The organism is Rhizobium bangladeshense (assembly GCF_017357245.1).
GTDB classification, from domain to species: domain Bacteria; phylum Pseudomonadota; class Alphaproteobacteria; order Rhizobiales; family Rhizobiaceae; genus Rhizobium; species Rhizobium bangladeshense.
Window position 1 is genome coordinate 1,001,711 of sequence record NZ_CP071612.1, and the last position, 22,259, is coordinate 1,023,969.

A 22,259-nucleotide genomic window follows, 5' to 3' on the forward strand; every position below is an offset into this window, starting at 1 on the left:
TTGGTGCTGTCTTAGGAACGTCCAACGTAGCATTCGCTGCGCCGCCGTGGTCAAGCCCGGGCAGGACGGAGGAGAGGTTGGGCTGCTGAAGCAAGTGCCGATGGAGTGGTAAGCACCTCCTGCTCACTGTGATCTGACGTCTGCGACCGGCTCGTCTTCTCTACTCCATTGGGAGGACAATCCGCGCCTCAATCCTGCCGCAATCGTTATAACATAACAGTAATGTTATTACATCGTAGGATCAGCTATGCCGCGAAACCCCGACCGCCTTCCCATCAGCCTCATGGGACAATCGGCCTTATTGAGGGTAGTCGGCATCACACTGATTATTGCCGTCCTCTGGCTCGCCATTCACTGGGCGGTTCTGCTGCCATGACGCCGTTGATCCGTCTCGATGATCTCACCATCGCCTATAACAGGCATCCGGCCGTTCATCACGTTACCGGCGCTTTTGCACCCGGCAGCCTGACGGCGATTGCCGGGCCGAACGGGGCCGGCAAGTCGACGCTGTTGAAGGCGATCATGGGTGAGCTTCGTCCGGCCGAGGGCAGGGTCGAACACCGGCTCGGCCGGGCGGAATTCGGTTATCTCCCGCAGGCGGCCGAGATCGATCGGCGCTTTCCGATCTCGGTCATCGACACGGTCATGCTCGGCGTCTGGAAGGCGAGGGGAGCCTTCGGCCGTGTCGCGCCCGCCGACGTGAAGAGAGCAGGCGAGGCGCTTGCCGCCGTCGGCCTCGACGGTTTTGCCAGGCGCCATGTCGGATCTCTCTCGGCCGGCCAATTCCAGCGCGTGCTCTTCGCCCGGCTGTTGCTGCAGGATGCCGGCGTCATCCTGCTCGACGAACCATTCACGGCAATCGATGCCCGCACGACCAGGGATCTCGTCGATATCGTCGCCCGCTGGCATGGCGAAGGCCGCACCGTCATCGCCGTGCTGCATGATTTCGAGCTTGTCCGGGCGCATTTCCCTCAGACCTTGCTGCTAGCCCGCGAGCTTGTCGGATGGGGGACGACCGCCGACATCATGTCCTCCGCCAATCTGATGAAGGCCCGCGCTATGGCCGAGCGCTGGGATGAGGATGCGGCGACCTGCGCCCCGCAAGAGGCGCCGGCGGCATGACGGCCTACGATCTCTTCCTCGCGCCCTTTGACGATTTCGGTTTCATGCGCCGCGCCCTTGTCGCCTGCCTCTGCCTCGGGCTCGGTTCCGGGCCAATCGGCGTTTTCCTGATGCTGAGGCGCATGAGCCTGATGGGCGACGCCATGAGCCATGCCGTGCTGCCCGGCGCGGCGATCGGTTATCTCGTCGCCGGCTCGCTGTCGCTGACGGCGATGGGCCTCGGCGGCCTTGTCGCCGGCCTGTCGGTGGCGCTGCTTTCCGGTGCGGTCAGCCGTATGACCGTGCTGCGGGAGGATGCGAGCTTTGCCAGCTTCTATCTCGCGTCGCTGGCGCTCGGCGTCCTGATCGTCTCGCTGCGCGGCTCGAATATCGATCTGCTGCATGTGCTCTTCGGCACCATCCTGGCGATCGATGCCCCCGCCCTTTACCAGATCGGCGCGATCACCTCGCTGACGCTCGTCGTCCTCGCCGCCATCTACCGGCCGCTGGTGGCCGAGTGCTTCGATCCGGGTTTCCTGCGCGCCGTCGGCGGGCGTGGGCCGATCTATCATGTTCTCTTCCTGCTGCTCGTTGTGCTGAACCTCGTCGCCAGCTTCCAGGCGCTCGGCACTCTGATGGCGGTTGGCCTGATGATGCTGCCGGCCGCCGTCGCCCAGCTCTGGTCGCGCAGCCTGCCCGTCATGATGCTGATCGCGACCGCCAGCGCCGGCGCCTCCGGCTATCTCGGCCTGATCGCCTCCTACCATCTCGAACTCGCCTCCGGCCCGACGATCATCATGACGGCGGCCCTCATCTACGCCTTCTCGATCCTTTTCGCACCCTCCGGCATCGCCCGGCGCCTCTTTCCCCGCCCGCATCTGAAGGGCTGACCTCAAGGAGACTTCGATGATATCGCGCAGACTGCTTCTCTCCGTCGCCGCACTGTCCGCACTGACGGCTCTGTCGGCCGCACCCGCCTCGGCCGAAACGCTGAAGGTTGTGGCGTCCTTCACCGTGCTTGCCGATGTCGTCAGAGAGGTTGGCGGCGACCATGTGAAGGTGACGAGCCTTGTCGGCCCGAATGGCGATCCCCACGAGTTCGAGCCGTCGCCGGCCGACGCCAGGAATTTGAAAGCGGCGCAAGTCACCTTCGTCAGCGGCGAAGGGCTGGAAGGCTGGATGGACCGGCTGATCACCGCCTCGGGCTACAAGGGCAAGCCGGTCACTGTCTCCGAGGGCATCGCCACCCGCACCATGGAAGAGGACGGCGCCGAGATCACTGACCCGCATGTCTGGAACAGCCCCGTCAACGTCAAGGTCTGGGTGGCCAATATAGAAAAGGCGCTGTCGGCGGCCGATCCCGCCGATGCCGCCGCCTTCAAGGCCAATGCCGAGAGATACACGAAAACGCTCGACGGTCTGAACGCCTATGCCCATTCGAAATTCGACAAGATCCCCGACGACCGCCGCAAGGTGCTGACCAGCCACGATGCCTTCGGCTATTTCGGCCGTGAATATGATGTCAGCTTCCTCGCGCCGCTCGGCCTTTCCACCGAAAGCGAAGCTTCTGCCGCCGACGTCGCCAAGCTGATCGACCAGATCAAGAGCGAGCGCGTAAAGGCCTATTTCTTTGAGAATTCCAACGATCCGCGCCTTGTCAAGCAGGTGGCCAAGGCCACTGGCGCCGCGCCCGGCGGCGAGCTCTATGTCGAATCGCTTTCCGATGCCAAGGGCCCGGCGCCGACCTATGAGAAGATGTTCCGCTACAATGTCGACCAACTCGCCGCCGCCATGGCGAAATCGAGCTGAGGATCGAGGCGTCGGGGGTCGTGCGCCGCTACGTTATCGGCGCTCGACACCCTTTGCCGCCAGGATATGGTCAACCGAGGCCGAAGTCAGAAACTCCGATAGCTGCCTGGCGGCTTCTGGGTCACGCGGATTGGCGCTGACGCCGATGGCGAAATCAATATAACTTTGCAGTTCTGCAGGAAACCTGCCGGCGAGCACGACTTCGGGAGCGGCCGCGAGAATTGACGTCACGGGAACAACTGCCAGCTCGGCCTCCCCACGGCCCACCGCCGACGCTGTCTGCCCTCCCGGTACGGCCACGAGCTTGGGCCGCACTTCTTCGGCTATTCCCAGACGATCCAGCAAACCGGAGAAGTAGCCGCCGCTGGTGCCGTCACTGGCGTAAGCGATCGTCTCGGCACTCTTCAATGCGTGCACGAAGGCGTCAACCGATCCCATGTCGAGTGGCCGGCTGCCCGCCTTTGCCGCCACACCCATCCCTACTCGGCCAAAGGCGACCTGGCTTGCCGCCTTGACCTTTCCCGTGGCAGTCAGGTCCTGAACCATGGACGGATTGATGATGACGAGGTCAAAAGCTTCCCCGGCCTCAATCTGTTTCTTGACTGTCGGATTGACTTCCCACTTGACCGTAACCGTCAGTCCCGTGGCGCTTTCGAACTGGGGAATGAGAGCAATGACGGCGGGCCGGACCGCGATAGCGCCAAAAAGCCGGATCTGCTGATGCATGGCCCAACCTGAAATCGGTCGAAACGACCGTCCCTACGATACGGATCCCAGCTGCGTTCCGCAACTGCCGGCCGCCCTCACAGATTGAGGTCGAAGACCAGGATGCCGGCAAGACCGCCATCCGTCGAGGAGACGATACGCTCGCCGACGGCCACATGGGCGGGATGGACGAGATAGGCATCGCGCGCTTCGGCGCTTTCAAAGGTCACGGCAAAACCATCGACGAAGCCGGCATGCAGCCCTTCGGGCGAAACATTCGGCCCGTATTTGATATCCAATATGCCGGGGATGACTTGTTTCAGCGCGACGATCGCGTCAAACAGTGATTGCTTGTCGTCCATCGTCAGCGCCGTCTTCAGCCGCAGGAACACGCAGTGCAGGATCATTATGGTCCTCCCGATTTTCTGTGTCGGCAGCATAGCGGCGAAAGCCGGGACGGCAACGGGATTTATTTTTGCGCAGGCCGGATGAGGACAGACTTACATCTGGTCGGTCGCGGCCGGGTCGCGGTTATAGATCTTGCGGACGAGTTCCCGGGCATTCGCACGGGCTTCGTCTTTCTGTGCCGGCGTCATCGGCCGGCAGGTGTGGCGGAGGTTGGATGAATCGAGCACGGTGGCAGCGCCGGAATTGGCGATGACGAGGTGCCAGCTGCAGGCGGCGACCTTGTCAATGACAACCGCGTCACGGCATCCGGAAGACAGGCAGAAGGCCACGGTCTGTTGAGCGGCGTGATTGCCTTTCAGCGCCTGCTGCAGCGCCGCCGCGAATTCGGCGGTCCATCGCTCGCAATGCTTCGCTCCAGGCTGGCAGGCTTTGGTGACGGGTTTAGTTTCGCCGGCCTCGAGCGGCGAGACGAAAAGGGCGCCGATCGAAACAGCGAGCAGAAGCTTGAGCATCAAATTTTCCTTATGTGATGACACAGAGGCGCATAGCGCCCTTCGTTGGTCAACGACCATTCATGGTGAGCGGAGCGCCCGGCAAGCGGTCGGGCTCCCCTGGACCGCTCACGCCCGTTTCGTGAGTGGAAACCGGTCGCGAAGCAGCCGCAGTACCGATTCCGAGGGCATCGGCGGGCCGAAGAGATAGCTCTGCCCGTAGCTGCAGCCCATTTTGGCAAGCTCGATCGCGTCCTCGTTGGATTCGATGCCCTCTGCCACCACCTTCATCTCCAGCTCGCGCGCCATCGATATCACCGATCGGAGCACGGTCGCCTTCTTGTCGCTGCTGTCGCGCACCAGCGCCTTGTCGAGTTTGATCGTGTCGAAGGGGAAGCGGGTGAGGTAGGCAAGCGAGGAATAGCCGGTGCCAAAATCGTCGAGCGCCAGGCCGATGCCGGCCTCCTTCAGCTTCTGCAGCACGAGACGGGCCTGTTCCGGGTTTTCCATCACCATGGATTCCGTCAGTTCCAGCTTGAGCCGCGAGGGCGTGCAATGGGTCTTGGCGAGAACCGAACGCACGTCGTCATAAAGCTCGTTGTTGAGCAGTTGCACGCTCGACAGGTTGATCGACACGAAGATCGGCAGTTCGCCGGTCTGGTTCTGCCAGCTCATCAGGTCGTTGGTCGCCTGTTCGAGCGCGAACATTCCGAGCGCGCCGATGATGTCGGACGCCTCGGCAAGCGGAATGAATTCCGACGGCGGGATGTTGCCGCGCTTCGGATGTTCCCAGCGCATCAGCGCTTCGAAGCCGGCGACCTCCACATCCTCCAGTCGGGCGATCGGCTGGTAGACCATCGACAATTCCTTGCGCTCGATGGCGCGGCGCAGGTCCGTTTCGAGCTGCAGCCGGTCGGTGCCGAAGTCGCGGAAGGCCGGCTGGAACGGCTCGACGCGGTTGCCGCCGGCCCGTTTCGCCCGGTACATGGCGAGCTCCGCATCACTGAGCAGGCCGCTGGCGCTTTCCTGCTGGTCCACCCAGGAGGCAAGCCCGATCGAGGCCGTCAGGATGATCTCGCGATTGGAGAAGTTGATCGGCACCATGATCGCCTTGCTGACCGCATCGGCGAAATCGGCGACCTTGGCCGGATTGTGCTCGGACACCAGGATGAGGCCGAACTGGTCGCCGGCAAGACGCGCCAGCGTGTCCTGCGGCTTCATCAGGCGGCGCAGGCGCCGCGTCAGCGCAATCAGAATGTTGTCGCCGGCGGCAACACCGAGTGAATCGTTGACCAGCTTATAGCGGTCGATGTCGATCACCATCACCGTCGGGCGCAGCGTCTCGCCGCCCGGCGCCAACGCCAGCACGGCCTGCAGCCGGTCGAGGAAGACCTGCCGGTTCGGAAGTCCGGTCAGATTGTCGTGCAATGCGTCATGCAGCAGCCGCTCGACCGAATTCTTCTGCTCGGTGACGTCGACGATCGTGCCGACGCAGCGGATGATCTCGCCGTTGGAGCCGAGCACTGGCCGGGCCCGGATCAGCAGCCAGTGGAAATGCCCGTCCTCGGCCCTGATGCGGAATTCATGGTTCAGCCGGCCGCGCCGGTGCTCGAGCAGCACGTCGAGGGTAGCGCGGAAGCGGTCGCGGTCGTCAGGATGGAGCCGCGGCAGCCAGTTGCGTGCAGCCCCGTGCATCGTGCCGGGGGAGAGGCCGAGCTTGACCGAGACGTCAGGGATGGTGACGACGCGATCGCGCGCCACGTCCCAGTCCCACACCATGTCGCCGGAGCCGGTCAGTGCCAGCGATTGCCGCTCGAGATCGGAAAACAGCCCCTGCTGGAAGGCGCCGCCGGCAAAGGCGTGCTGCATGACGGTGAAGCCGATCAAGAGCACGATCAGCACGAGGCCGCCGCCGAGCGCCGGCTGGATGATGTCGTTGTCGAGCCGGCCTGTAACGGTCAGCCACGCCCCGAACAGCCAGACGAGCGTCAGGGCCCAGGCCGGCACCAGCAGGATCGCGCGGTCGTAGCGGTTGAAGCCGAGATAGATGATCAAAAGCAGGCCGGTCGCCGCCGTCAGTGCGAAGGAGAGCCTGGCGATGCCGGCGGCGATAGACGGATCGTAGATCGCCACGCCGAAGAGCAGGGCAAGGCCGAGCACCCAGGCGAGCGTGGCGTAGCCGAGATGCGCGTGCCAGCGGTTGAGGTTCAGATAGGTGAAGAGGAAGATGACGAAACTCGAGGCGAGCGCAACTTCAGCGCAGGCCCGCCATATTCGCTGGTCGGCCGAGGCGACGCTGATGAGCTTGCCGAGAAAGCCGAAATCGACGCAGATATAGCCGAGCACCGCCCAAGCGAGCGCCGCCGTCGCCGGCAGCATGGAGGTGCCTTTGACGACGAAGAGGATGGTCAGGAACACGGCGAGAAGGCCGGCAATGCCGAGCACGATGCCGCGATAGAGCGTGAAGGCGTTGATCGTATCCTTGTAGGCGTTCGGTTCCCAAAGATAGATCTGCGGCAGTTCCGGCGTCGACAATTCGGCGACGAAGGTGATGACGGCGCCCGGGTTCAGCGTAATGCGGAAGACGTCGGCTTCGTCGCTCGGCTGCCGGTCGAGCGCAAAGCCTTCGCTAGGGGTGATGGCGATGATGCGCTGGGAGCCGAGATCCGGCCAGAAGAGCTTGGAATTGACCAGACGGAAATGCGGCGCGACGATAACGCGCTCCAGCTGTTCCTCCGAGACGTTGGCGAGCGCAAAGACCGCCCAGTCGCCCTGATGGTTTTCCGAACTCGCCCTGACCTCGATGCGCCGGCGGATGCCGTCGGCGCCGGCCGCCGTCGACACCTGGAAGGCCTCGCCCTGATTGGCATAGATCTCCGTTGTCGCCGTCAGGTCGAGCGCGGTATCGTCACGGGAAATCTTCACCGGTTCGGCCGCCTTGGTAACGCCCGCCGAAAGGGCGAAGACCGCCAGGAAAAGGGCTGCGATCACCGCGATCACTCGTCCGGACGGTGACGTGGGCAGCATGCTGTTTCTGGTCATCGGCTGTCGGTTTTCCTGCCTTTATCCGTATCGGTGGCGAGCCGTGAGAACATCACGTGGTCGTGCCACTGACCGTTGATCTTCAAGTATCCGCGCAGATAGCCTTCCCGCTGAAACCCGGCCTTTTCAAGCAGACGCATGCTGCGCGTGTTATCTGGAATACAGGCTGCTTCAATACGGTGCAACTCAAGCCCGGAGAAGATGTAAGGAATAACCAACTGAAGCGCGGCGTACATATGGCCCTGGCCGGCATGGCGTTCGCCCATCCAGTAGCCGATCATGCAGCTTTGTGCCGCACCCCTCCTGATGTAGCCGATGGTGATGCCGCCGACGAGAGTTCGGTTTTCCTTGAGGAAGATGAACAGCGGGATCGCCTGACCGGAGGCATATTCCTGTTTGCCGCGGATAACGCGGGCGCGATAGGCGCCTTCCGTCAGCTCGTCGCGCCGCCAGGTCGGCTCCCAGGGTTCCAGGAATTTGCGGCTTTCGGCGCGCAGCCGGTGCCACTGGCTGAAATCCTGATAGCGCGGCAGGCGCAAGAGGTACCTGTCATTCTCCAGCTCTACCGCATCCGGCTGCCGCGACAGGAACCGAAACACCGATTTTGGCATCGATCACTCCCGGCAGACGGACGTCGGCTCAGCTGGCCTGCATCGTCTTCGGCGCCGGGACCGAAAGCGAGGCAACGATGTCTTCCATCGGCGCGAGCTGCTCGAGCGGGCCGATCGCCGAAAGCGTCGGCACCGTGTCGTAGAACAGCCGGCCTGCGAGATCGGTCAGCCGCTCGATGGTGATGCCTTCCAGACGCTCCATCATCTCCGGATTGGAGATCGGCCGGCCGTAGAGCATCATCTGCCTGGCTATCTGGCCGGCGCGGGCAGCCGGGCTCTCCTGGCCCATCAGCAGCTGGGCGCGGATCTGGGCGCGGGCGCGTTCGATTTCCTTCTGGTGGATGGCATTGGCGGATTTATGCAGCTCGTCGATGATGACGGGCACCAGCTCCGGCAGGTTCTCGCCGCCGGTCGCGGCATGGATGCCGAAGATGCCGGTGTCGGAAAAGCCCCAGTGGAAGGCATAGACGGAATAACAGAGGCCGCGGAATTCGCGCACTTCCTGGAACAGCCGTGACGACATGCCGCCGCCGAGGATATTGGCGAGGATCTGCGAGCAATAGAAATCGCGGGCGTGGTAGGGCTTGCCCTCGAAGCCGAGCAGGATCTGCGCATCCATCAGGTCGCGCGATTCGCGCACGCTGCCGCCGATGTAACGCGCCGCTTCCATGACCGGCGGGGCGGATGGCGCGGTCGGCAGGCTGGCGAAACGATCCTCGACCATGCGCAGGAATTCCTGATGATCGACCGCGCCGGTCGCCACCACGAACATGCGGTCGGTCGTGTAGTTGCGGCCGAGATAGGTGCGGATCTGCTGCGGCGTGAAGGAGACGACAGTCTCCGGTGTGCCGAGGATCGGCCGTCCGAGCGTCTGGTCGCGATAGGCGGCTTCGGAGAAGCGGTCGAACACCACGTCGTCGGGCGTGTCGTTGGCCGCGTTGATCTCCTGCAGGATCACCTGCTTCTCGCGCTCCAGCTCATCCTCCTCGAAGGCCGATTCCGTCAGGATGTCGGCGAGGATGTCGACGGCGAGCGGCACATGGTCCTTGAGCACGCGGGCATAATAGGAGGTCGTCTCGGTCGAGGTGGCGGCATTGACCTCGCCGCCCACATCCTCGATTTCCTCGGCGATCTGGCGGGCCGAGCGGCGCGCCGTGCCCTTGAAGGCCATGTGTTCGAGCAGGTGGGCGATACCGTGCTCGTCTTCCGTCTCGTTGCGCGATCCCGATTTGATCCAGACTCCGAGCGCGACGCTTTCCAGGTGCGGCATGGTTTCTGTGACTACTGTCAGCCCGGATTTCAGCCGGGTGCACTCAACTGTCATTGGCTATCTTTCTGCGCCTGCCGTCTTCTCGCTGCGGGCGTGATCGCCGATAAAGGTCTCAACGGCTTTCAGCTCCGGGTTGATAATCTGGAAACGCTCCTCCCTTTGCATCAGACCAGCAAGCCACGTCGGAAGCGCCGGGTCAATACCGCAGGCGGATTTTACGGCGGCGGGGAATTTCGCCGGATGCGCGGTCGCAAGCGTCACCATCGGCGTATTCGGCTTCTCTTTCCTGGCCGCGACGAAGACGCCGATCGCCGAATGCGGATCGAGGAGATAACCGGTCTCGGCATGGATTTGGCGGATCGTCTCGGCCACCTGCCTTTCGCTCGCGCGCCCGGCGCGGAAGTCGCGGCGGATCGCCTTCAAAGCCTCGGGAGCGATCTCGAAGCCGTTGGATTGCTTGAGGCTCTCCATCGCCGCGCGCACCTTGGAGGCGTCGCGCCCATAGGCTTCGAACAGCAGCCGCTCGAAATTCGACGAGATCTGGATGTCCATAGACGGCGAGGTCGTCGCCTTGACGGCCTTCATGTCATAGCGGCCGGTCTTCAGCGTCCGCGCCAGGATGTCGTTCTCATTGGTGGCGATGACAAGCCGGTCAATCGGCAGGCCCATGCGCTTGGCGCAGTAGCCGGCGAAGATGTCGCCGAAATTGCCCGTGGGCACCGTGAACGAGATCTTCCGGTCGGGTGCGCCCAGCGCCACCGCCGCCGTGAAATAATAGACGATCTGGGCCATGATGCGCGCCCAGTTGATCGAATTGACGCCCGACAAATTCACCTTGTCGCGGAACGCCGCGTCGTTGAACATCGCCTTTACAAGGTTCTGGCAGTCGTCGAAATTGCCCTCGACGGCAAGCGCATAGACATTTGACGAGGTCGATGTCGTCATCTGCCGTTGCTGCACCGGCGAGACCTTGCCATGCGGGAAGAGGATGAAGATATCGGTGCGCTCGCGGCCGGCAAAGGCGTCGATCGCCGCCCCGCCGGTATCGCCCGAGGTGGCGCCGACGATCGTCGCCCTCTCGCCGCGCTTTTCCAGCGCATAATCCATCAGCCGGGCGAGCAGCTGCATCGCCACGTCCTTGAAGGCGAGGGTGGTGCCGTGGAAGAGTTCCATGACGAAGCTGTTCGGCCCCGTCTGCACGAGCGGCGCGATCGCCGGATGGCGGAAGGTGCCGTAGGCCTCGTCGATCATCGCCCGGAAGGTCGCCGCGGGGATCTCTCCGTTGGTGAAGGGCGACAGGATGGTGAAGGCGACATCCTGATAGCTTTTGCCACGCAGCGCACGGATTTCCTTCTTGGAAAGGCTCGGCCATTCACGGGGAACGTAGAGCCCGCCGTCGCGCGCCAGGCCCGTCAGCAGGGCGTCGCAAAAGCCGAGGGAAGGGGCCTCGCCGCGGGTCGAGATATAGTCCACGTTGGTCATCCTTGATCTATCGCTGAAAGAAATCCGGCCGCTTTCTTTGCCGGAAACCGAGAAGGCGCGGGGGCTGCTGACATACGATCGCCGTTATCTTGTTGAAGTTGCCCGCATCCGGCGGCGAAAAGTGCATCAAAACGGCGCGTACCCAATCGATTTTTGTTTGAGCCGCTGATATAGACCATCGCAAACCGTCGTGAAAGGCCTCACGCAAAAGACATGGGGCCTCCAAGAAACGCTTGTGCAAGGGGTGGAATATCGTGCTCGGCAAGGTCTCGCGTCTCATCGTCTCCGCTTCTCTTGTCGCCCTGCTCGCCGGCTGCAATTCGCTCGGCATAGGCGGCGACAGCAAACCGGAGGCTGCGCCCGCCCAGCCGAACGGCAACGCCCAGATCATGCCGCTCGCACCCGCCAACCCCTCGTCCAACAATCCGTCGATCGGCACGGCCACGACCGCGCAGGGCACGACCGCCCCGGTCGTCCAGGGCGCCTGCCCGCAGATCTTCATGCGTGACCAGGATGCGATCTTCCGCACTTACGCCAAGGGCAAGAAGGACGATCCGCAGCAGATCGTCGTCCAGGCCTCCTTCGGCGATTACACCCGCCAGTGCATGCTGAACGACACGAACCTGACGATGACTGTCGTCGCCCAGCTGCGCCTGATCACCGGCCCGGCCGGCGCTCCCGGCCCGGTGACGCTGCCGATCCGCGTCAGCGTCGTCGACGGCGAGAATGTGCTTTACTCCGAGGTCACCAAGTTCCCGACCGAAATCCCGCCGGGCACGCCGGGCACGCAGGTCATCTTCCGCAAGGAAGGCATCAAGATGCCGGTCGGCGCCGGCGCCCTGGTGCGCGTCAACATCGGCTTCGATACCCAGCCGGCCAAGAGCAAGAAGAGTAGCTAACCTATTCCCTCCTGCGTCATGCTGACGGCAGTGCGTTTGGCAACAAAGAAAATCCCAAACTCCGTCATCCCAGGGCTTGACCCCGGGATCCACGACCCACACGCCGCTTCTCTAATGTCCCTACGGGTGCCATCGCTCTTCACGCCGTGCCAGCCGCATGGATTCCAGGGGCAAGCCCTGGAATGACGGAGGAGAGGTGGTGCCTGGATGCATAAGCCCGCCAGCGTGGAGGAGAGGTGTTCCGAGACGCATCTGCTCGGCGGCCGCGATGAAGCGACGCCAGATCCGGCGCCCACAAGCTTCGGCGAAAGCGACGTTTCACAAGCTGCTTCGGCGGTGTTGGCAACAAAGCCAACCACACACTCCGTCATCCCAGGGCTGACCCTGGGATCCACGACCCACACGCCGCTTCGCTAATGTCCCTACGGGTGCCATCGCTCTTCACGCGCGCCAGCCGCATGAATCCCAGGGTCAAGCCCTGGGATGACGGAGGAGAGCGGTGCCGGGAGGCATAGGCCCGTCGGCGTGGAGGAGAGGTGGTGCCGAGACGCATCGGCTCGGCGGCCGCGATGAAGCGACGCCAGATCCGGCGCCCACAAGCTTCGGCGAAAGCGACATCTCACAAGCTGCTTGGGCGGTGCGTTTGGCAACAAAGCCAACCACACACTCCGTCATCCCAGGGCTTGACCCTGGGATCCACGACCCGGCACTCGGCTTCAATAATTTTCCTGCAGCTGCACTCCATCGCTCCTCACGCAGCGCGAGCCGCATGGATCCCAGGGTCAAGCCCTGGGATGACGGAGGAGAGGCGGTGCCGGGAGGCATACGCCCGTCGGCGTGGAGGAGAGGTGGTGCCGAGACCCATCGGGCTCAGCAGGCGCGCAATAGACCTAGAGCACGCCTTCCCAGGCCGCAAGCGCGGCAACCACGCCCGGCAGGTCGTTCATGCGTGAGATCACCGTTTCGGCGCCGGCATCCGTCAGTTTATCGGCATGGGCGGGGTAGCTGTGCGAGGCGCCGGTGAAGCCGATGACGCGCATGCCGGCGGCGCGGGCGGCGTGCACGCCGTGCACGGAATCCTCGACGACGACCGTCTGGTCGGGAGAGACGCCCATGCGGCTTGCGCCGTGGAGGAAGATATCCGGCTTCGGTTTGACGCGGTCGGCGCCGAGATCCTTGGCGGAGAAGATGTTGGGCGCAAAGAGCGGCTTCAGGCCGACCTTGCCCAGCATCATGTCGAGCCGCTTCGTGCTCGAATTCGAGCAGATGCAGCGCTTCATCGGCAGTCTGGAGACGGCGAATTCGACGCCCGGGATCGCCTTGACGTCGTTCGCCAGCCTTGTGTCGAGCAGCTTCTCGGATTTTTCGAGCAGGGAGGCCGAAAGCGGGATGCTGGCCTCGCGTTCGACCTGCAGCAGGATATTGTGCCAGGTCATGCCGGCGAAACGCTCGCCCATCTCCTCGACGCCGATCGGGTATCCGGCCTCCGTCAGAAGCGCGGATTCGACTTCGGCCGCGATAATTTCGGAATCGACGAGAACACCGTCGCAATCAAAGATGATGAGATCGAAGCCGTCCATATGTTCACGCCTTGCTGGAAATCTGATCTTGTCCGGGGATACTGGGGCTTTACACGATGGCCGGGCAAAGCTCAACCTGATCTGAAGCATGGCTGCGATGCGGCAGGCGACCGGCTCCGTACTCGCTGCCGATGATGATGCTGGAGGGGCAGGGCTCGTCGAGGTTCAAGGCGGCGAGCCCCAGGCAACTATTGTTCCGGCAGAATGATCTTCTGAGTGGTGGTGCTTTTCACCGGCTTTTCGCCCGGAACATGCGACATTGTACGGGTCGTGCTGTCGAGCGAGCTGCCGTCGGTGCTGGTCTTGGTGCGGGACTTGCTGAACGTTCCCTGGTCGACCGCCTGCGCCTTGGTCTGCGCCTTCAGCTTGTCGCCATTGTCGTTGACATGGGTCTTGCTTTGCGCCTTGCCGTCGGTGGTGGCCGCACTGCCGCCCGATCCGATCGAGGATGTCGTGCCGCCGTCGGTCTGGCAGGCGCCCGCGGTTCCGACCGAGCTGGCGGATGTGCCCCCGGCCGAAGCGCTTCCAGCCGTTCCTACGGTTCCCGCCGCATTGCATTCCTCTGCAAGGACGGCCGAGCTCGATGCGAGCAGCGCAATCGAAGCGGCTGCGATAAGGTTGATAGGTTTCATTGCCATCTCCTATTTCTTCGGTTTCGTCACCGAACAGGTTCCATCGGAACGTTTGGTGATGACGGTGCCGTCCGGCCGCGTGACGCTTGCGGTCGAATAGCTGTCGACGCTTCCCGAACTTGCCGAGGAGCCGGCGGAGGCTGATGACGAGGTGGAGCCGCTTGAGCCTGCTCCGGTCGTGGTCGACGAGGACACCTGACCGTTGCCGGCGGTCACGGTCGTGGACATGTCGCCAGCCTGGGATTCGACGACGGTGCACGTCGTTCCATCGTCAAGCTTGATCTCCTCGGCCATTGTCCCGCCGCCAATCAGTACGAGCGAAGCGGTCAGCGCGATTGTGGAAAACCGGGTCATGGTTTTTATCTCCAGGGGTTTGGCCGGCGCCTTGGAGGCGCCGGCCTGGGATCATTTGCAATCCTCGGTGCCGGGGGCGTCCTTCTTGACCTGGCCAGGCGCGCAGCCCTTCTTGCCCTGGTTGTCTTGCGAAGTGCCTGCCGCGCTGCTGCCGGTGCCGACGGTGCTGCCGGTCTTGTCTCCGTCCGCAGACGAAGCCCCGGTGCCGACGCTCGAGGCCGAATTGGCATCACCCGAACCCGCGGCCGAGCCGCCGGTGCCGACCGTGCTGCTGGAGGTGCCGCCGCCAGCCGACGAGCCGCCGGTGGCGGTCGTCGAGGACGTGCCTGAATTGCAGGTGGTCGTACCGTCAGGGCAGGTGCCGCCGGCAGAGCTGCCACCAGTACCGACCGTGCTGCTCGCAGTTCCGCCGCCTGCCGTCGAACCGCCGGTGCCGGTCGTGCTCGAAGACTGGGCGAAGCCGGACGCCGCCGTGCCGGCCAGAAGGGCCGCGGCCAATGCCAGGTGTGTTACCTTCATCATAGGGTATTCCTCCGATTGTTTGTCAGTTGCCGCCGCATCCGCAGTGGATGGACGACTGTTGGACAAACGACCGTTTTACCCGGCTGTTCCTGTGGTCGGACCTCAGTCGGACTGGTGTCGGACCTTGGGCGGATTCGCGGGAGAACCGGAGCCTCGAAGGACGGGGGCGGGCGGAGGGAGCGCGTCGCCACAGAAAGGCGACAAACTACATCGCGACCGGAAACAGCCTCAGAAACTGCCGGTCGCCTTCCGGCGAGAAGAGGATGGAGCGGCTCTCGGCAGTGCGCCGCGCCCAGCCCTTGTCGAGGAAGTTTGCAAGCAGCGCCTTCCCGAGGCTGCCCGCAAGGTGGGCGCGTCTTTCGCTCCAATCGAGGCAGGAGCGGCAGAGCGGGCGGCGTGAGGATCTGAGATTGCCGACGTCGATGCCGATGCGGGCGAGATCGCTCTCGCCTTTTTCCGTCAGTGCCAGACCCTCTCCAACCGCCTCGATCGCGCCTGAGGCAATCAGGCTGTCGAGCATGCGCACGCCGTAATCGCCGGCCAGATGATCGTAGCAGATGCGCGCCTTGCGCAGCGCCGGTTCCTTCGGACCGGGCCGGTGACGCAGATGCCCGCGTCCGGCGGCAAAACCCATCATGCTTTCGATCAGCCGGGCGACCGCCTCGTCGGCCAGCGTGAAATAGCGGTGGCGCCCCTGCTTGCGCTGGGCCAGCAGCCCGCCGGCTTCGAGCTTGGCCAGATGCGTGCTGGCCGTCTGCAGCGTAATGCCGCCGACGCCGGCAAGCTCGGTCGCCGTCAGCGCCCGGCCGCCGGTCAGCGCCGCCAGCATGTTGGCCCGCGCCGGATCGCCGATCAGCGCGCCGATCTGGGCTATGTCTGGTCCTTCCTTCATACTTCGATCGTAACCGAAGCATCGCCGTCCGGCAATGTGCGAAAACCGGGAAGCACAAAGGAGAACCCGATGATCACCTGCTTCATCCGTTATCAGATCGACCCCTTCAAGAAGGAGGCGTTTGCCGAATATGCCCGCAACTGGGGCCAGGCGATCCCGAGCAATGGCGCCGACCTGATCGGCTATTTCGCCCCGCATGAGGGCTCGGCGACGACGGCCTGCGGCGTCTATAACATCGAAAGCCTCGCCGCCTACGAATCCTATCGCGCCAGGCTGGCCGCCGATCCGCTCGGCCGCGAGAATTACGAATTCGCCCGTCGCGAACGCTTCATCCTGAAGGAGGATCGCATCTTCCTGAAAAACGTCTCCGCTCCCCACGCCAAGCTGGTGCTGCCATGATCGCCGTCATCTTCGAAGTCGTGCCTTATATGGGCGAACGCCACAAATATCTCGATCTCGCCGGCGAATTGCGCGCCGAGCTCGAAACGATCGATGGTTTCATCTCGATCGAGCGTTTCGAAAGCCTGACCAACCGCGGCAAGCTGCTGTCATTGTCCTTCTTCCGCGACGAGGCGGCGGTCAAGGAATGGCGCAACCGCGAGAGCCATCGGGCCGCCCAGCAGGCCGGCCGCGGCGGCGTCTTCGCCGATTACCGGCTGCGTATCGCCAGTGTCGTGCGCGATTACGGCATGTTCGAACGCGACGAGGCGCCGGCCGACAGCCGCAGGGTTCATGACGCAGCATGATGAGGGAAGGGGTGTCTGCCACAATAAATTCCCGAAATCGGCCAGCGCTTCAGGCTTTGGTAACTAAGTTGGGTAACCATAACGGAGAGTTAAGCGTAAAGCGTATGAGTGAGTATCAGAATGGCGTCAGTTTTTCCGCTTGCCGACCTCAAGGCTTCCGTCAAGGCGGACTCCTGGGTTGACACGATCATCAAGGGCGACTGCGTGAGCGCCCTTGAAGCCCTGCCCAACCACTCCGTCGACGTGATCTTCGCCGACCCGCCGTATAATCTCCAGCTCGGCGGAACGCTCCATCGTCCCGACCAGTCGCTGGTCGATGCCGTCGATGACGAATGGGATCAGTTCGCCTCCTTCGAAGCCTATGACGCCTTCACCCGCGCCTGGCTGCTCGCCTGCCGACGCGTCCTGAAGCCGACCGGCTCGATCTGGGTGATCGGTTCCTACCACAATATCTTCCGCGTCGGCGCCACGCTGCAGGATCTGAATTTCTGGATCCTCAACGACATCATCTGGCGCAAGACCAACCCGATGCCGAATTTCAAGGGCCGCCGCTTCCAGAACGCCCATGAGACGATGATCTGGGCGAGCCCCAACGCCAAGGCCAAGGGTTATACCTTCAACTACGATGCGATGAAGGCGGCCAATGACGATGTGCAGATGCGCTCCGACTGGCTCTTCCCGATCTGCAACGGCAACGAGCGGCTGAAGGGCGAGGACGGCAAGAAGGTGCATCCGACCCAGAAGCCGGAAGCGCTGCTCGCCCGTGTCATCATGGCCTCGACCAAGCCCGGCGATATCGTGCTCGATCCCTTCTTCGGCTCGGGTACGACGGGTGCGGTGGCCAAGCGCCTCGGCCGCCACTTCGTCGGCATCGAGCGCGAGCAGGATTATATCGATGCGGCCGCAGCCCGTATCGCCGCCGTCGAGCCGCTGGGCAAGGCGGAACTGACCGTTATGACCGGCAAGAAGGCCGAAGTCCGCGTCGCCTTCAACGTGCTTGTGGAAAGCGGCCTGATCAAGCCCGGCCAGGTGCTGACCGATGCCAAGCGCCGCTATAGCGCCATCGTGCGCGCCGACGGCACGGTCGCCTCAGGCGGCGAGGCCGGCTCCATTCATCGTCTCGGCGCCAAGGTGCAGGGTCTCGATGCATGCAACGGATGGACCTTCTGGCATTTCGAAGACGGGCAATCCCTGCGCCCGATCGACGAGCTCAGGTCCGTCATCCGCAGTGATCTGGCAAAGGTGGACTGAGCAGCACCATAGATCCGGATGATTTTAGGCCAGATTGGCCTAAAATCTGAATCCGGATCTAAGTCAGAAAAATAGAGCATGATGTCGTCCGAAAACCGCTTACACTTTTCGGCATCATGCTCTGGGGATCGAAATACCTTCTTCCGGTTTCCTCCAGTTGCGGAAGAAGGCCAAGGCGCCCGGGGTTCGAGCCTCGGGCGTCTTCTATTTGAGCATCACCGGTCAAAACGACTTGTAGTCGGTGACTTCGACGCGGGTGATGCGGCCGTTTTCATTGAAGGTGATCGTCTCCTCGCCCTCGCGCACCAGCGGCTTGCCGGTCCGGCTGTGGGTGGCGCTGAGCGACCAGACGGCGCGGCCGGACAGCGGCGTCAGCCGCTCCACCAGCGAATTTTCCGCCGTCTGATCGGGGTAATCGTCGAAATAACGCCGGAAGGCGGCCATGATCTCGCTCCGTCCGGCAAGGCTGCCGACGCCGTTCGAGACATAGGTCGCCTCGTCGGCGAAATAGCCCTCGATCGCGGGAAAATCCAACGCGTTGATCGCCGCGTGAAAGCGCTCGATTTCCTCAACCGGGTCGAAAGCCATGGGTCTCAGACCTTCAATCCGTAAGCGGCGAGATCGCTGCGCAGCTTGTCCGTGCCGGAAAACAGCACCGCATTCCAGCCGAATGCCTTTGCGCCCTCGACATTGGCCGGTGCGTCGTCGATGAAGATCGTTGCGGCGGGATCGAGGCCGAAGCTTTTCGTGTGCGTCTCGTAGATCTCGGGATCGGGCTTGATCAGGCCGACATCGCCGGAAACGGTGACGCCGCGCGGCAGGTTGAGGAAGGGGAAGCGCTGCTGCGCCTCGCGGAAAGTGTCGGAGGCGAAGTTGGTGAGCATCGTCACGTCGCGGCCCTCCTCGATCAGTCCCTCCATGACCGCCACACTGTCCTCATAGGCGTGCGGCACCATCTCGTGCCAGTATTTACGGAAGGCGCGGATATGCTCCTCGCGCGTCGGATGCGCTTCGATCAGCAGCGCTTCGGCATCCGCCCAGGTGCGCCCGCGGTCCTGCTCGACGTTCCAGTCATGGGTGCAGATATTGGCGAAGAACCAGTTGCGCTCGGCCTCGTCGGGAATAAGGCGGGCGAAGGGAAGATGCGGATCGTAATGAATAAGGACTTTGCCGATGTCGAAAACGATATGCTTTATGTCGGTGGTCATGTTTATGCCCTGGATGTTTTGAACGCGAGAGGAATAGCCGCTGCGATCGCTTTTTTCATGACGGTCGGCAAGGCCTGCGCTTCAAGATTTGTAACCGGCTCCCACCATCCGTCATTGGTGTCGAGCGCGCGAGCGATCGCCGCCCGCCATATCGACAGCCTCAGCTCGAAATGGGTGAAGACATGGGTGACGGTGCCGCTAGCCTGCCACGCCGCGTCGAAGGGCGCGGCCGTGACTGATGTTTCGCCGTCGAGCCGGGACGTCCAGGCGGTCGTCGGCACTTCGGTCATGCCGCCGAGCAGGCCGCTTTCGCCACGCCGCCTGAGCAGGATCTCGCCCTCGGCGGTCACCGCGATAAAGGCCGCGCCATGGCGCACCGGCTTTTCCTTCTTCGCCGCCTTGACCGGAAAAAGCTCGGGATCGGTAAGCTTCAGAGCCTGACAGGTACCGCGGAACGGACAGAGGGAACAGGCCGGCCGTTTCGGCGTGCAGATCGTCGCCCCAAGATCCATCATCGCCTGGGCGAAATCGCCGGGGCGCGCAGCCGGGGTCATCAGCGCCACCTTTTCCTTCATCAGCGGTTTGGCGCCCGGAAGCGGCGCTTCGATCGCATAAAGCCGGGAGATCACCCGCTCGACATTGCCGTCCATGACCGCCGCCTGCCGATTGAAGGCGATGGCCGCGACGGCGGCTGCCGTATAATCGCCGATGCCGGGCAGCGATTTCAGACCCTCCTCGGTGTCGGGAAAGATGCCGCCATGCTCCTTCGCCACCGCCTCGGCGCATTTCTTCAGGTTGCGGGCGCGGGCGTAATAGCCGAGCCCCGCCCAGGCGGCCATCACCTCGTCGTTTTCGGCCGCAGCAAGATCAGTGACTTCAGGCCAGCGCTGAAGGAATTTTTCGAAATAGGGTTTGACCGCCTGCACCGTCGTCTGCTGCAGCATCACCTCGGACAGCCAGACGCGATAGGGGTCGGCGTGCACGCCACGCGCCGCCATGCCGGGTGACACGCGCCAGGGCAGATCGCGATGGTGGCGGTCGTACCAGTCGAGGAGGGGCTTTGCCGAGGGCGTGTCGAGTGTCGTGGTCGTCATGATTTGCCGCAATGGGGGGGAAGGCCCTATACTTGGCGAAGCAATGGCGCTCGATCAAGTCGACTATGAGAATTGGCGGCGGCGCCGAAGGGTTTCGATGAGTTATCCACGCAAAGATGTGAAGCAGATTTCCGAATTGGCCAACGGGCTGATCGATCCCGTCCTGGCGCGCCGTGCCGGCATCAATACGGCGCTGCTCGGCTCCTGGAGCGAAATCGCCGGCGAGGATTTCGCCGATTGCACCCGGCCGGAGAAGATCGCCTGGGCCCGTGGCGGCGGTGACGACGGCAGCTTCCGCCCCGGCGTGCTGACGATCGCCTGTGAAGGTGCGCGCGCGCTTTTCCTCACCCATGCCCAGGGCGAACTCATCCAGCGGATCAACAGCTTCTTCGGCTTCGCCGCCGTCCACCAGATCCGCATCGTCCAGAAGCCGGTCTCCCAGGCCGTGCGCCGCTCCCGCCCGCCCGCGCCGCTAAAGGGCGAGGCCGCCCGCAAGCTCAAAGGCATGATGGAGGGGATCGAGGGCGACAAGCTGCGGCAGGCGATTGAGCGACTGGGCACGGCGGTGATGGGTAAGCGGGGACGATGAACTGCGCTAAATGCTAGACTTCACTTGAAGTGCTCCACAAGTGTATTACACTGTAATCCTCTGACAGAGGAAGCAGGATGCGTAGCAGTAAACCCATTACAGTCACACTCGGCAGCCAGCAGAAAAGCCTGGACGCGCGGCTGCAATCGGGTGCCTATAGCTCGGCAAGCGAGGTTATCCGCGCTGCTTTGCGCGCGCTCGACCGGGAAGAAGGTGCCATCGACGAAATCATGCGCCAGAAAGTTCGCGAGGCGATCGACGATCCGGGTTCGGATATCGATGCCGATACGGTTTTCGAGAGGCTCGAACATCTACATGCCGAACGCGTCAAGGCTAGGCGCGGTGGCGTTTAAAGTCGCGTTTCGTCCCAGGGCGGAGAAGGATCTGTTTGAAAATTACGAATTCATTGCTGCCGACAATCTTATGGCGGCTATCGAATTCATCCGTCGGCTGAGGCAATTCTGTCATCAGTTGGAGGACATGCCGGAAAGGGGATCGCCACGCGAGGACTTTGCTCCGGGTGTTCGCATTTTGGTTTTCGAGCGGCGCGTGACCGTTGCTTACCGGATCACCAAAAATCGGGTACAAGTGCTGAGGCTGTTCTACGCCGGGCGGAATACGCCTGCTGCCTTCCGTCGAAACTGACAATCGCAGTATTTCGGACGCGAAGTCGGCACCTAGTCCCATCACGGTCACAATTCTTTGAAGGAAGTTGCTGATCAGTGCCTTGTGAGCGGCCCCTAGCCGTTATATCGCACAGTCATGCCGTCACTCTCATTACTTATGGGGAACCCATGCAGATGTCCGAAATGCAACTGACGAAACGCCGCCTCCTCGGCGGGATCGCCATCGCCGCAGCGGCCGCAGCGCTTGCCGCCTGCAACGACAGCAAGGACGCTGCCGATGCGTCGTCTTCCGGCAAGACCACGGCCGACGGCACCAATGTCGATACCATGCAGACGGCGGCCACCTCGGCGACCGAGATGCCGCAGGCCGACGGCGACGTCGACATGGCCGAGGTGCTGAAACCCGGCGCGCTGCCTGAGATGGCGCTTGGTAAAGCCGACGCTCCGGTCAAGATCGTCGAATATATGTCGATGACCTGCCCGCATTGCGCCCATTTCCACAACACCACCTTCGACACGATCAAGCAGAAGTACATCGATACCGGCAAGGTGCAGTTCATCATCCGGGAATTCCCCTTCGATCCGCGTGCGGCCGCCGCCTTCATGCTCGCCCGCTGCAGTTCCTCCAATCCGGAGCAGTTGAGCACACCGGAACAGTATTTCCCGATGGTCTCAATGCTCTTCAAGCAGCAGCAGGTCTGGGCTGCCGCCGAAGATGGCCGCGCGGCACTGCTGCAGATGTCGAAGCTTGCCGGATTTACTGAGGATAGCTTCACGAAATGCTTGACGAACCAGAAGCTTCTGGATGAAGTGAACGCCACGCGGGAAAGGGGATCCAAGGATTTCGGCGTCGACGCCACGCCAACGTTCCTCATCAATGGCAAGCGCTATTCTGGAGACATGCCGGTTGACACCATGTCGAAGCTCATCGACAGCCTCATCTGAAT

At 62.9% G+C, this 22,259-nt stretch carries 27 protein-coding genes; 12 read left to right on the forward strand and 15 right to left on the reverse strand.

Going from position 1 to position 22,259, the window contains the following annotated elements; genetic code table 11:
* Positions 1-372 precede the first annotated feature (372 nt).
* The 3 genes from J2J98_RS04800 to J2J98_RS04810 are packed head-to-tail and all read left to right on the forward strand — an operon-like array spanning position 373 to position 2,910.
* The gene (locus tag J2J98_RS04800; RefSeq protein ID WP_207602474.1) at positions 373-1,122 is read left to right on the forward strand and encodes a metal ABC transporter ATP-binding protein; all 750 of its coding nucleotides are present in this window, start codon (positions 373-375) and stop codon (positions 1,120-1,122) included.
* The gene (locus J2J98_RS04805; RefSeq protein ID WP_207602475.1) at positions 1,119-1,991 is read left to right on the forward strand and encodes a metal ABC transporter permease; all 873 of its coding nucleotides are present in this window, start codon (positions 1,119-1,121) and stop codon (positions 1,989-1,991) included. Before J2J98_RS04800 ends, J2J98_RS04805 begins: the two co-directional genes overlap by 4 nt.
* 16 nt (positions 1,992-2,007) lie before the next feature.
* Positions 2,008-2,910, forward strand: a complete 903-nt coding sequence (locus tag J2J98_RS04810; protein WP_207602476.1) for a metal ABC transporter solute-binding protein, Zn/Mn family — start codon at positions 2,008-2,010, stop codon at positions 2,908-2,910.
* A 33-nt stretch (positions 2,911-2,943) separates the two neighbouring features.
* On the opposite strand, the gene J2J98_RS04815 is transcribed toward J2J98_RS04810, so the two are convergent.
* From J2J98_RS04815 to thrC, 7 genes are all read right to left on the reverse strand, one after another.
* Positions 2,944-3,636: a substrate-binding domain-containing protein gene (locus J2J98_RS04815; protein WP_207602477.1), complete on the reverse strand. Its 693-nt coding sequence runs from the start codon at positions 3,634-3,636 to the stop codon at positions 2,944-2,946.
* Positions 3,637-3,713: 77 nt separating this feature from the next.
* Complete coding sequence (locus J2J98_RS04820; protein ID WP_064706380.1) at positions 3,714-4,022, reverse strand: Dabb family protein; 309 nt, start codon at positions 4,020-4,022, stop codon at positions 3,714-3,716.
* A gap of 93 nt (positions 4,023-4,115) precedes the next feature.
* Positions 4,116-4,535 carry a hypothetical protein gene (locus tag J2J98_RS04825; protein ID WP_064710926.1) on the reverse strand — a complete coding sequence of 140 codons (420 nt, stop codon included), beginning with the start codon at positions 4,533-4,535 and terminating at the stop codon, positions 4,116-4,118.
* 108 nt (positions 4,536-4,643) lie between these two features.
* On the reverse strand, positions 4,644-7,556 hold the full coding sequence (locus J2J98_RS04830; protein WP_138393758.1) for a sensor domain-containing phosphodiesterase: 2,913 nt from the start codon (positions 7,554-7,556) through the stop codon (positions 4,644-4,646).
* Positions 7,553-8,167, reverse strand: coding sequence for a GNAT family N-acetyltransferase (locus J2J98_RS04835; RefSeq protein WP_064706383.1), 615 nt, complete (start codon positions 8,165-8,167; stop codon positions 7,553-7,555). The genes J2J98_RS04830 and J2J98_RS04835 overlap by 4 nt, the downstream gene beginning before the upstream one ends.
* 28 nt (positions 8,168-8,195) lie before the next feature.
* Complete coding sequence (locus J2J98_RS04840) at positions 8,196-9,491, reverse strand: M16 family metallopeptidase (protein ID WP_064710928.1); 1,296 nt, start codon at positions 9,489-9,491, stop codon at positions 8,196-8,198.
* Between the two features lie 3 nt (positions 9,492-9,494).
* On the reverse strand, positions 9,495-10,919 hold the full coding sequence (thrC, locus tag J2J98_RS04845; protein WP_207602478.1) for a threonine synthase: 1,425 nt from the start codon (positions 10,917-10,919) through the stop codon (positions 9,495-9,497).
* Here thrC and J2J98_RS04850 point away from each other — a divergent pair.
* Together J2J98_RS04850 and J2J98_RS04855 are read left to right on the forward strand one after the other, a co-directional pair.
* On the forward strand, positions 10,912-11,088 hold the full coding sequence (locus J2J98_RS04850) for a hypothetical protein (RefSeq protein ID WP_207602479.1): 177 nt from the start codon (positions 10,912-10,914) through the stop codon (positions 11,086-11,088). The two genes, thrC and J2J98_RS04850, sit on opposite strands and share 8 nt — an antisense overlap.
* Before the next feature lie 82 nt (positions 11,089-11,170).
* On the forward strand, positions 11,171-11,818 hold the full coding sequence (locus tag J2J98_RS04855) for a hypothetical protein (protein WP_171049194.1): 648 nt from the start codon (positions 11,171-11,173) through the stop codon (positions 11,816-11,818).
* A gap of 890 nt (positions 11,819-12,708) precedes the next feature.
* On the opposite strand, the gene J2J98_RS04860 is transcribed toward J2J98_RS04855, so the two are convergent.
* The 5 genes from J2J98_RS04860 to J2J98_RS04880 all read right to left on the reverse strand — a co-directional run bounded on the left by J2J98_RS04860 (position 12,709) and on the right by J2J98_RS04880 (position 15,798).
* Complete coding sequence (locus tag J2J98_RS04860; RefSeq protein WP_207602480.1) at positions 12,709-13,398, reverse strand: HAD family hydrolase; 690 nt, start codon at positions 13,396-13,398, stop codon at positions 12,709-12,711.
* A gap of 188 nt (positions 13,399-13,586) precedes the next feature.
* Positions 13,587-14,030, reverse strand: a complete 444-nt coding sequence (locus J2J98_RS04865) for a hypothetical protein (protein ID WP_064706389.1) — start codon at positions 14,028-14,030, stop codon at positions 13,587-13,589.
* Positions 14,031-14,039: 9 nt separating this feature from the next.
* Entirely contained in the window at positions 14,040-14,384 is a 345-nt protein-coding gene (locus tag J2J98_RS04870; RefSeq protein WP_064710932.1) for a hypothetical protein, read from the reverse strand.
* A 51-nt stretch (positions 14,385-14,435) separates the two neighbouring features.
* Positions 14,436-14,906: a hypothetical protein gene (locus J2J98_RS04875; RefSeq protein WP_064706391.1), complete on the reverse strand. Its 471-nt coding sequence runs from the start codon at positions 14,904-14,906 to the stop codon at positions 14,436-14,438.
* 205 nt (positions 14,907-15,111) lie between these two features.
* Entirely contained in the window at positions 15,112-15,798 is a 687-nt protein-coding gene (locus J2J98_RS04880) for an ArsR/SmtB family transcription factor (protein ID WP_207602481.1), read from the reverse strand.
* A gap of 69 nt (positions 15,799-15,867) precedes the next feature.
* Between J2J98_RS04880 and J2J98_RS04885 the strand changes: the two genes are divergently transcribed.
* From J2J98_RS04885 to J2J98_RS04895, 3 genes are all read left to right on the forward strand, one after another.
* Complete coding sequence (locus J2J98_RS04885) at positions 15,868-16,197, forward strand: NIPSNAP family protein (protein ID WP_207602482.1); 330 nt, start codon at positions 15,868-15,870, stop codon at positions 16,195-16,197.
* Complete coding sequence (locus J2J98_RS04890; protein WP_064710934.1) at positions 16,194-16,544, forward strand: antibiotic biosynthesis monooxygenase family protein; 351 nt, start codon at positions 16,194-16,196, stop codon at positions 16,542-16,544. Before J2J98_RS04885 ends, J2J98_RS04890 begins: the two co-directional genes overlap by 4 nt.
* Before the next feature lie 120 nt (positions 16,545-16,664).
* Entirely contained in the window at positions 16,665-17,795 is a 1,131-nt protein-coding gene (locus J2J98_RS04895; protein WP_064706395.1) for a site-specific DNA-methyltransferase, read from the forward strand.
* A gap of 222 nt (positions 17,796-18,017) precedes the next feature.
* Here the strand turns inward: J2J98_RS04895 and J2J98_RS04900 are convergent, their stop codons facing one another.
* The 3 genes from J2J98_RS04900 to mutY are packed head-to-tail and all read right to left on the reverse strand — an operon-like array spanning position 18,018 to position 20,097.
* Positions 18,018-18,383: a nuclear transport factor 2 family protein gene (locus J2J98_RS04900; protein WP_207602483.1), complete on the reverse strand. Its 366-nt coding sequence runs from the start codon at positions 18,381-18,383 to the stop codon at positions 18,018-18,020.
* A 5-nt stretch (positions 18,384-18,388) separates the two neighbouring features.
* On the reverse strand, positions 18,389-19,003 hold the full coding sequence (locus J2J98_RS04905) for an HAD family hydrolase (protein ID WP_207602484.1): 615 nt from the start codon (positions 19,001-19,003) through the stop codon (positions 18,389-18,391).
* A gap of 2 nt (positions 19,004-19,005) precedes the next feature.
* Complete coding sequence (gene mutY / locus J2J98_RS04910; protein ID WP_207602485.1) at positions 19,006-20,097, reverse strand: A/G-specific adenine glycosylase; 1,092 nt, start codon at positions 20,095-20,097, stop codon at positions 19,006-19,008.
* A 97-nt stretch (positions 20,098-20,194) separates the two neighbouring features.
* Here mutY and J2J98_RS04915 point away from each other — a divergent pair, with 97 nt between their 5' ends.
* The 4 genes from J2J98_RS04915 (at position 20,195) to J2J98_RS04930 (ending at position 22,257) form a co-directional block, all read left to right on the forward strand.
* Complete coding sequence (locus tag J2J98_RS04915) at positions 20,195-20,686, forward strand: DUF721 domain-containing protein (protein WP_207602486.1); 492 nt, start codon at positions 20,195-20,197, stop codon at positions 20,684-20,686.
* A gap of 77 nt (positions 20,687-20,763) precedes the next feature.
* On the forward strand, positions 20,764-21,039 hold the full coding sequence (locus J2J98_RS04920; RefSeq protein ID WP_064706399.1) for a type II toxin-antitoxin system ParD family antitoxin: 276 nt from the start codon (positions 20,764-20,766) through the stop codon (positions 21,037-21,039).
* Positions 21,029-21,331 carry a type II toxin-antitoxin system RelE/ParE family toxin gene (locus J2J98_RS04925; RefSeq protein ID WP_207602487.1) on the forward strand — a complete coding sequence of 101 codons (303 nt, stop codon included), beginning with the start codon at positions 21,029-21,031 and terminating at the stop codon, positions 21,329-21,331. The genes J2J98_RS04920 and J2J98_RS04925 overlap by 11 nt, the downstream gene beginning before the upstream one ends.
* A gap of 155 nt (positions 21,332-21,486) precedes the next feature.
* The gene (locus J2J98_RS04930; RefSeq protein ID WP_375337103.1) at positions 21,487-22,257 is read left to right on the forward strand and encodes a DsbA family protein; all 771 of its coding nucleotides are present in this window, start codon (positions 21,487-21,489) and stop codon (positions 22,255-22,257) included.
* Positions 22,258-22,259: the final 2 nt, after the last annotated feature.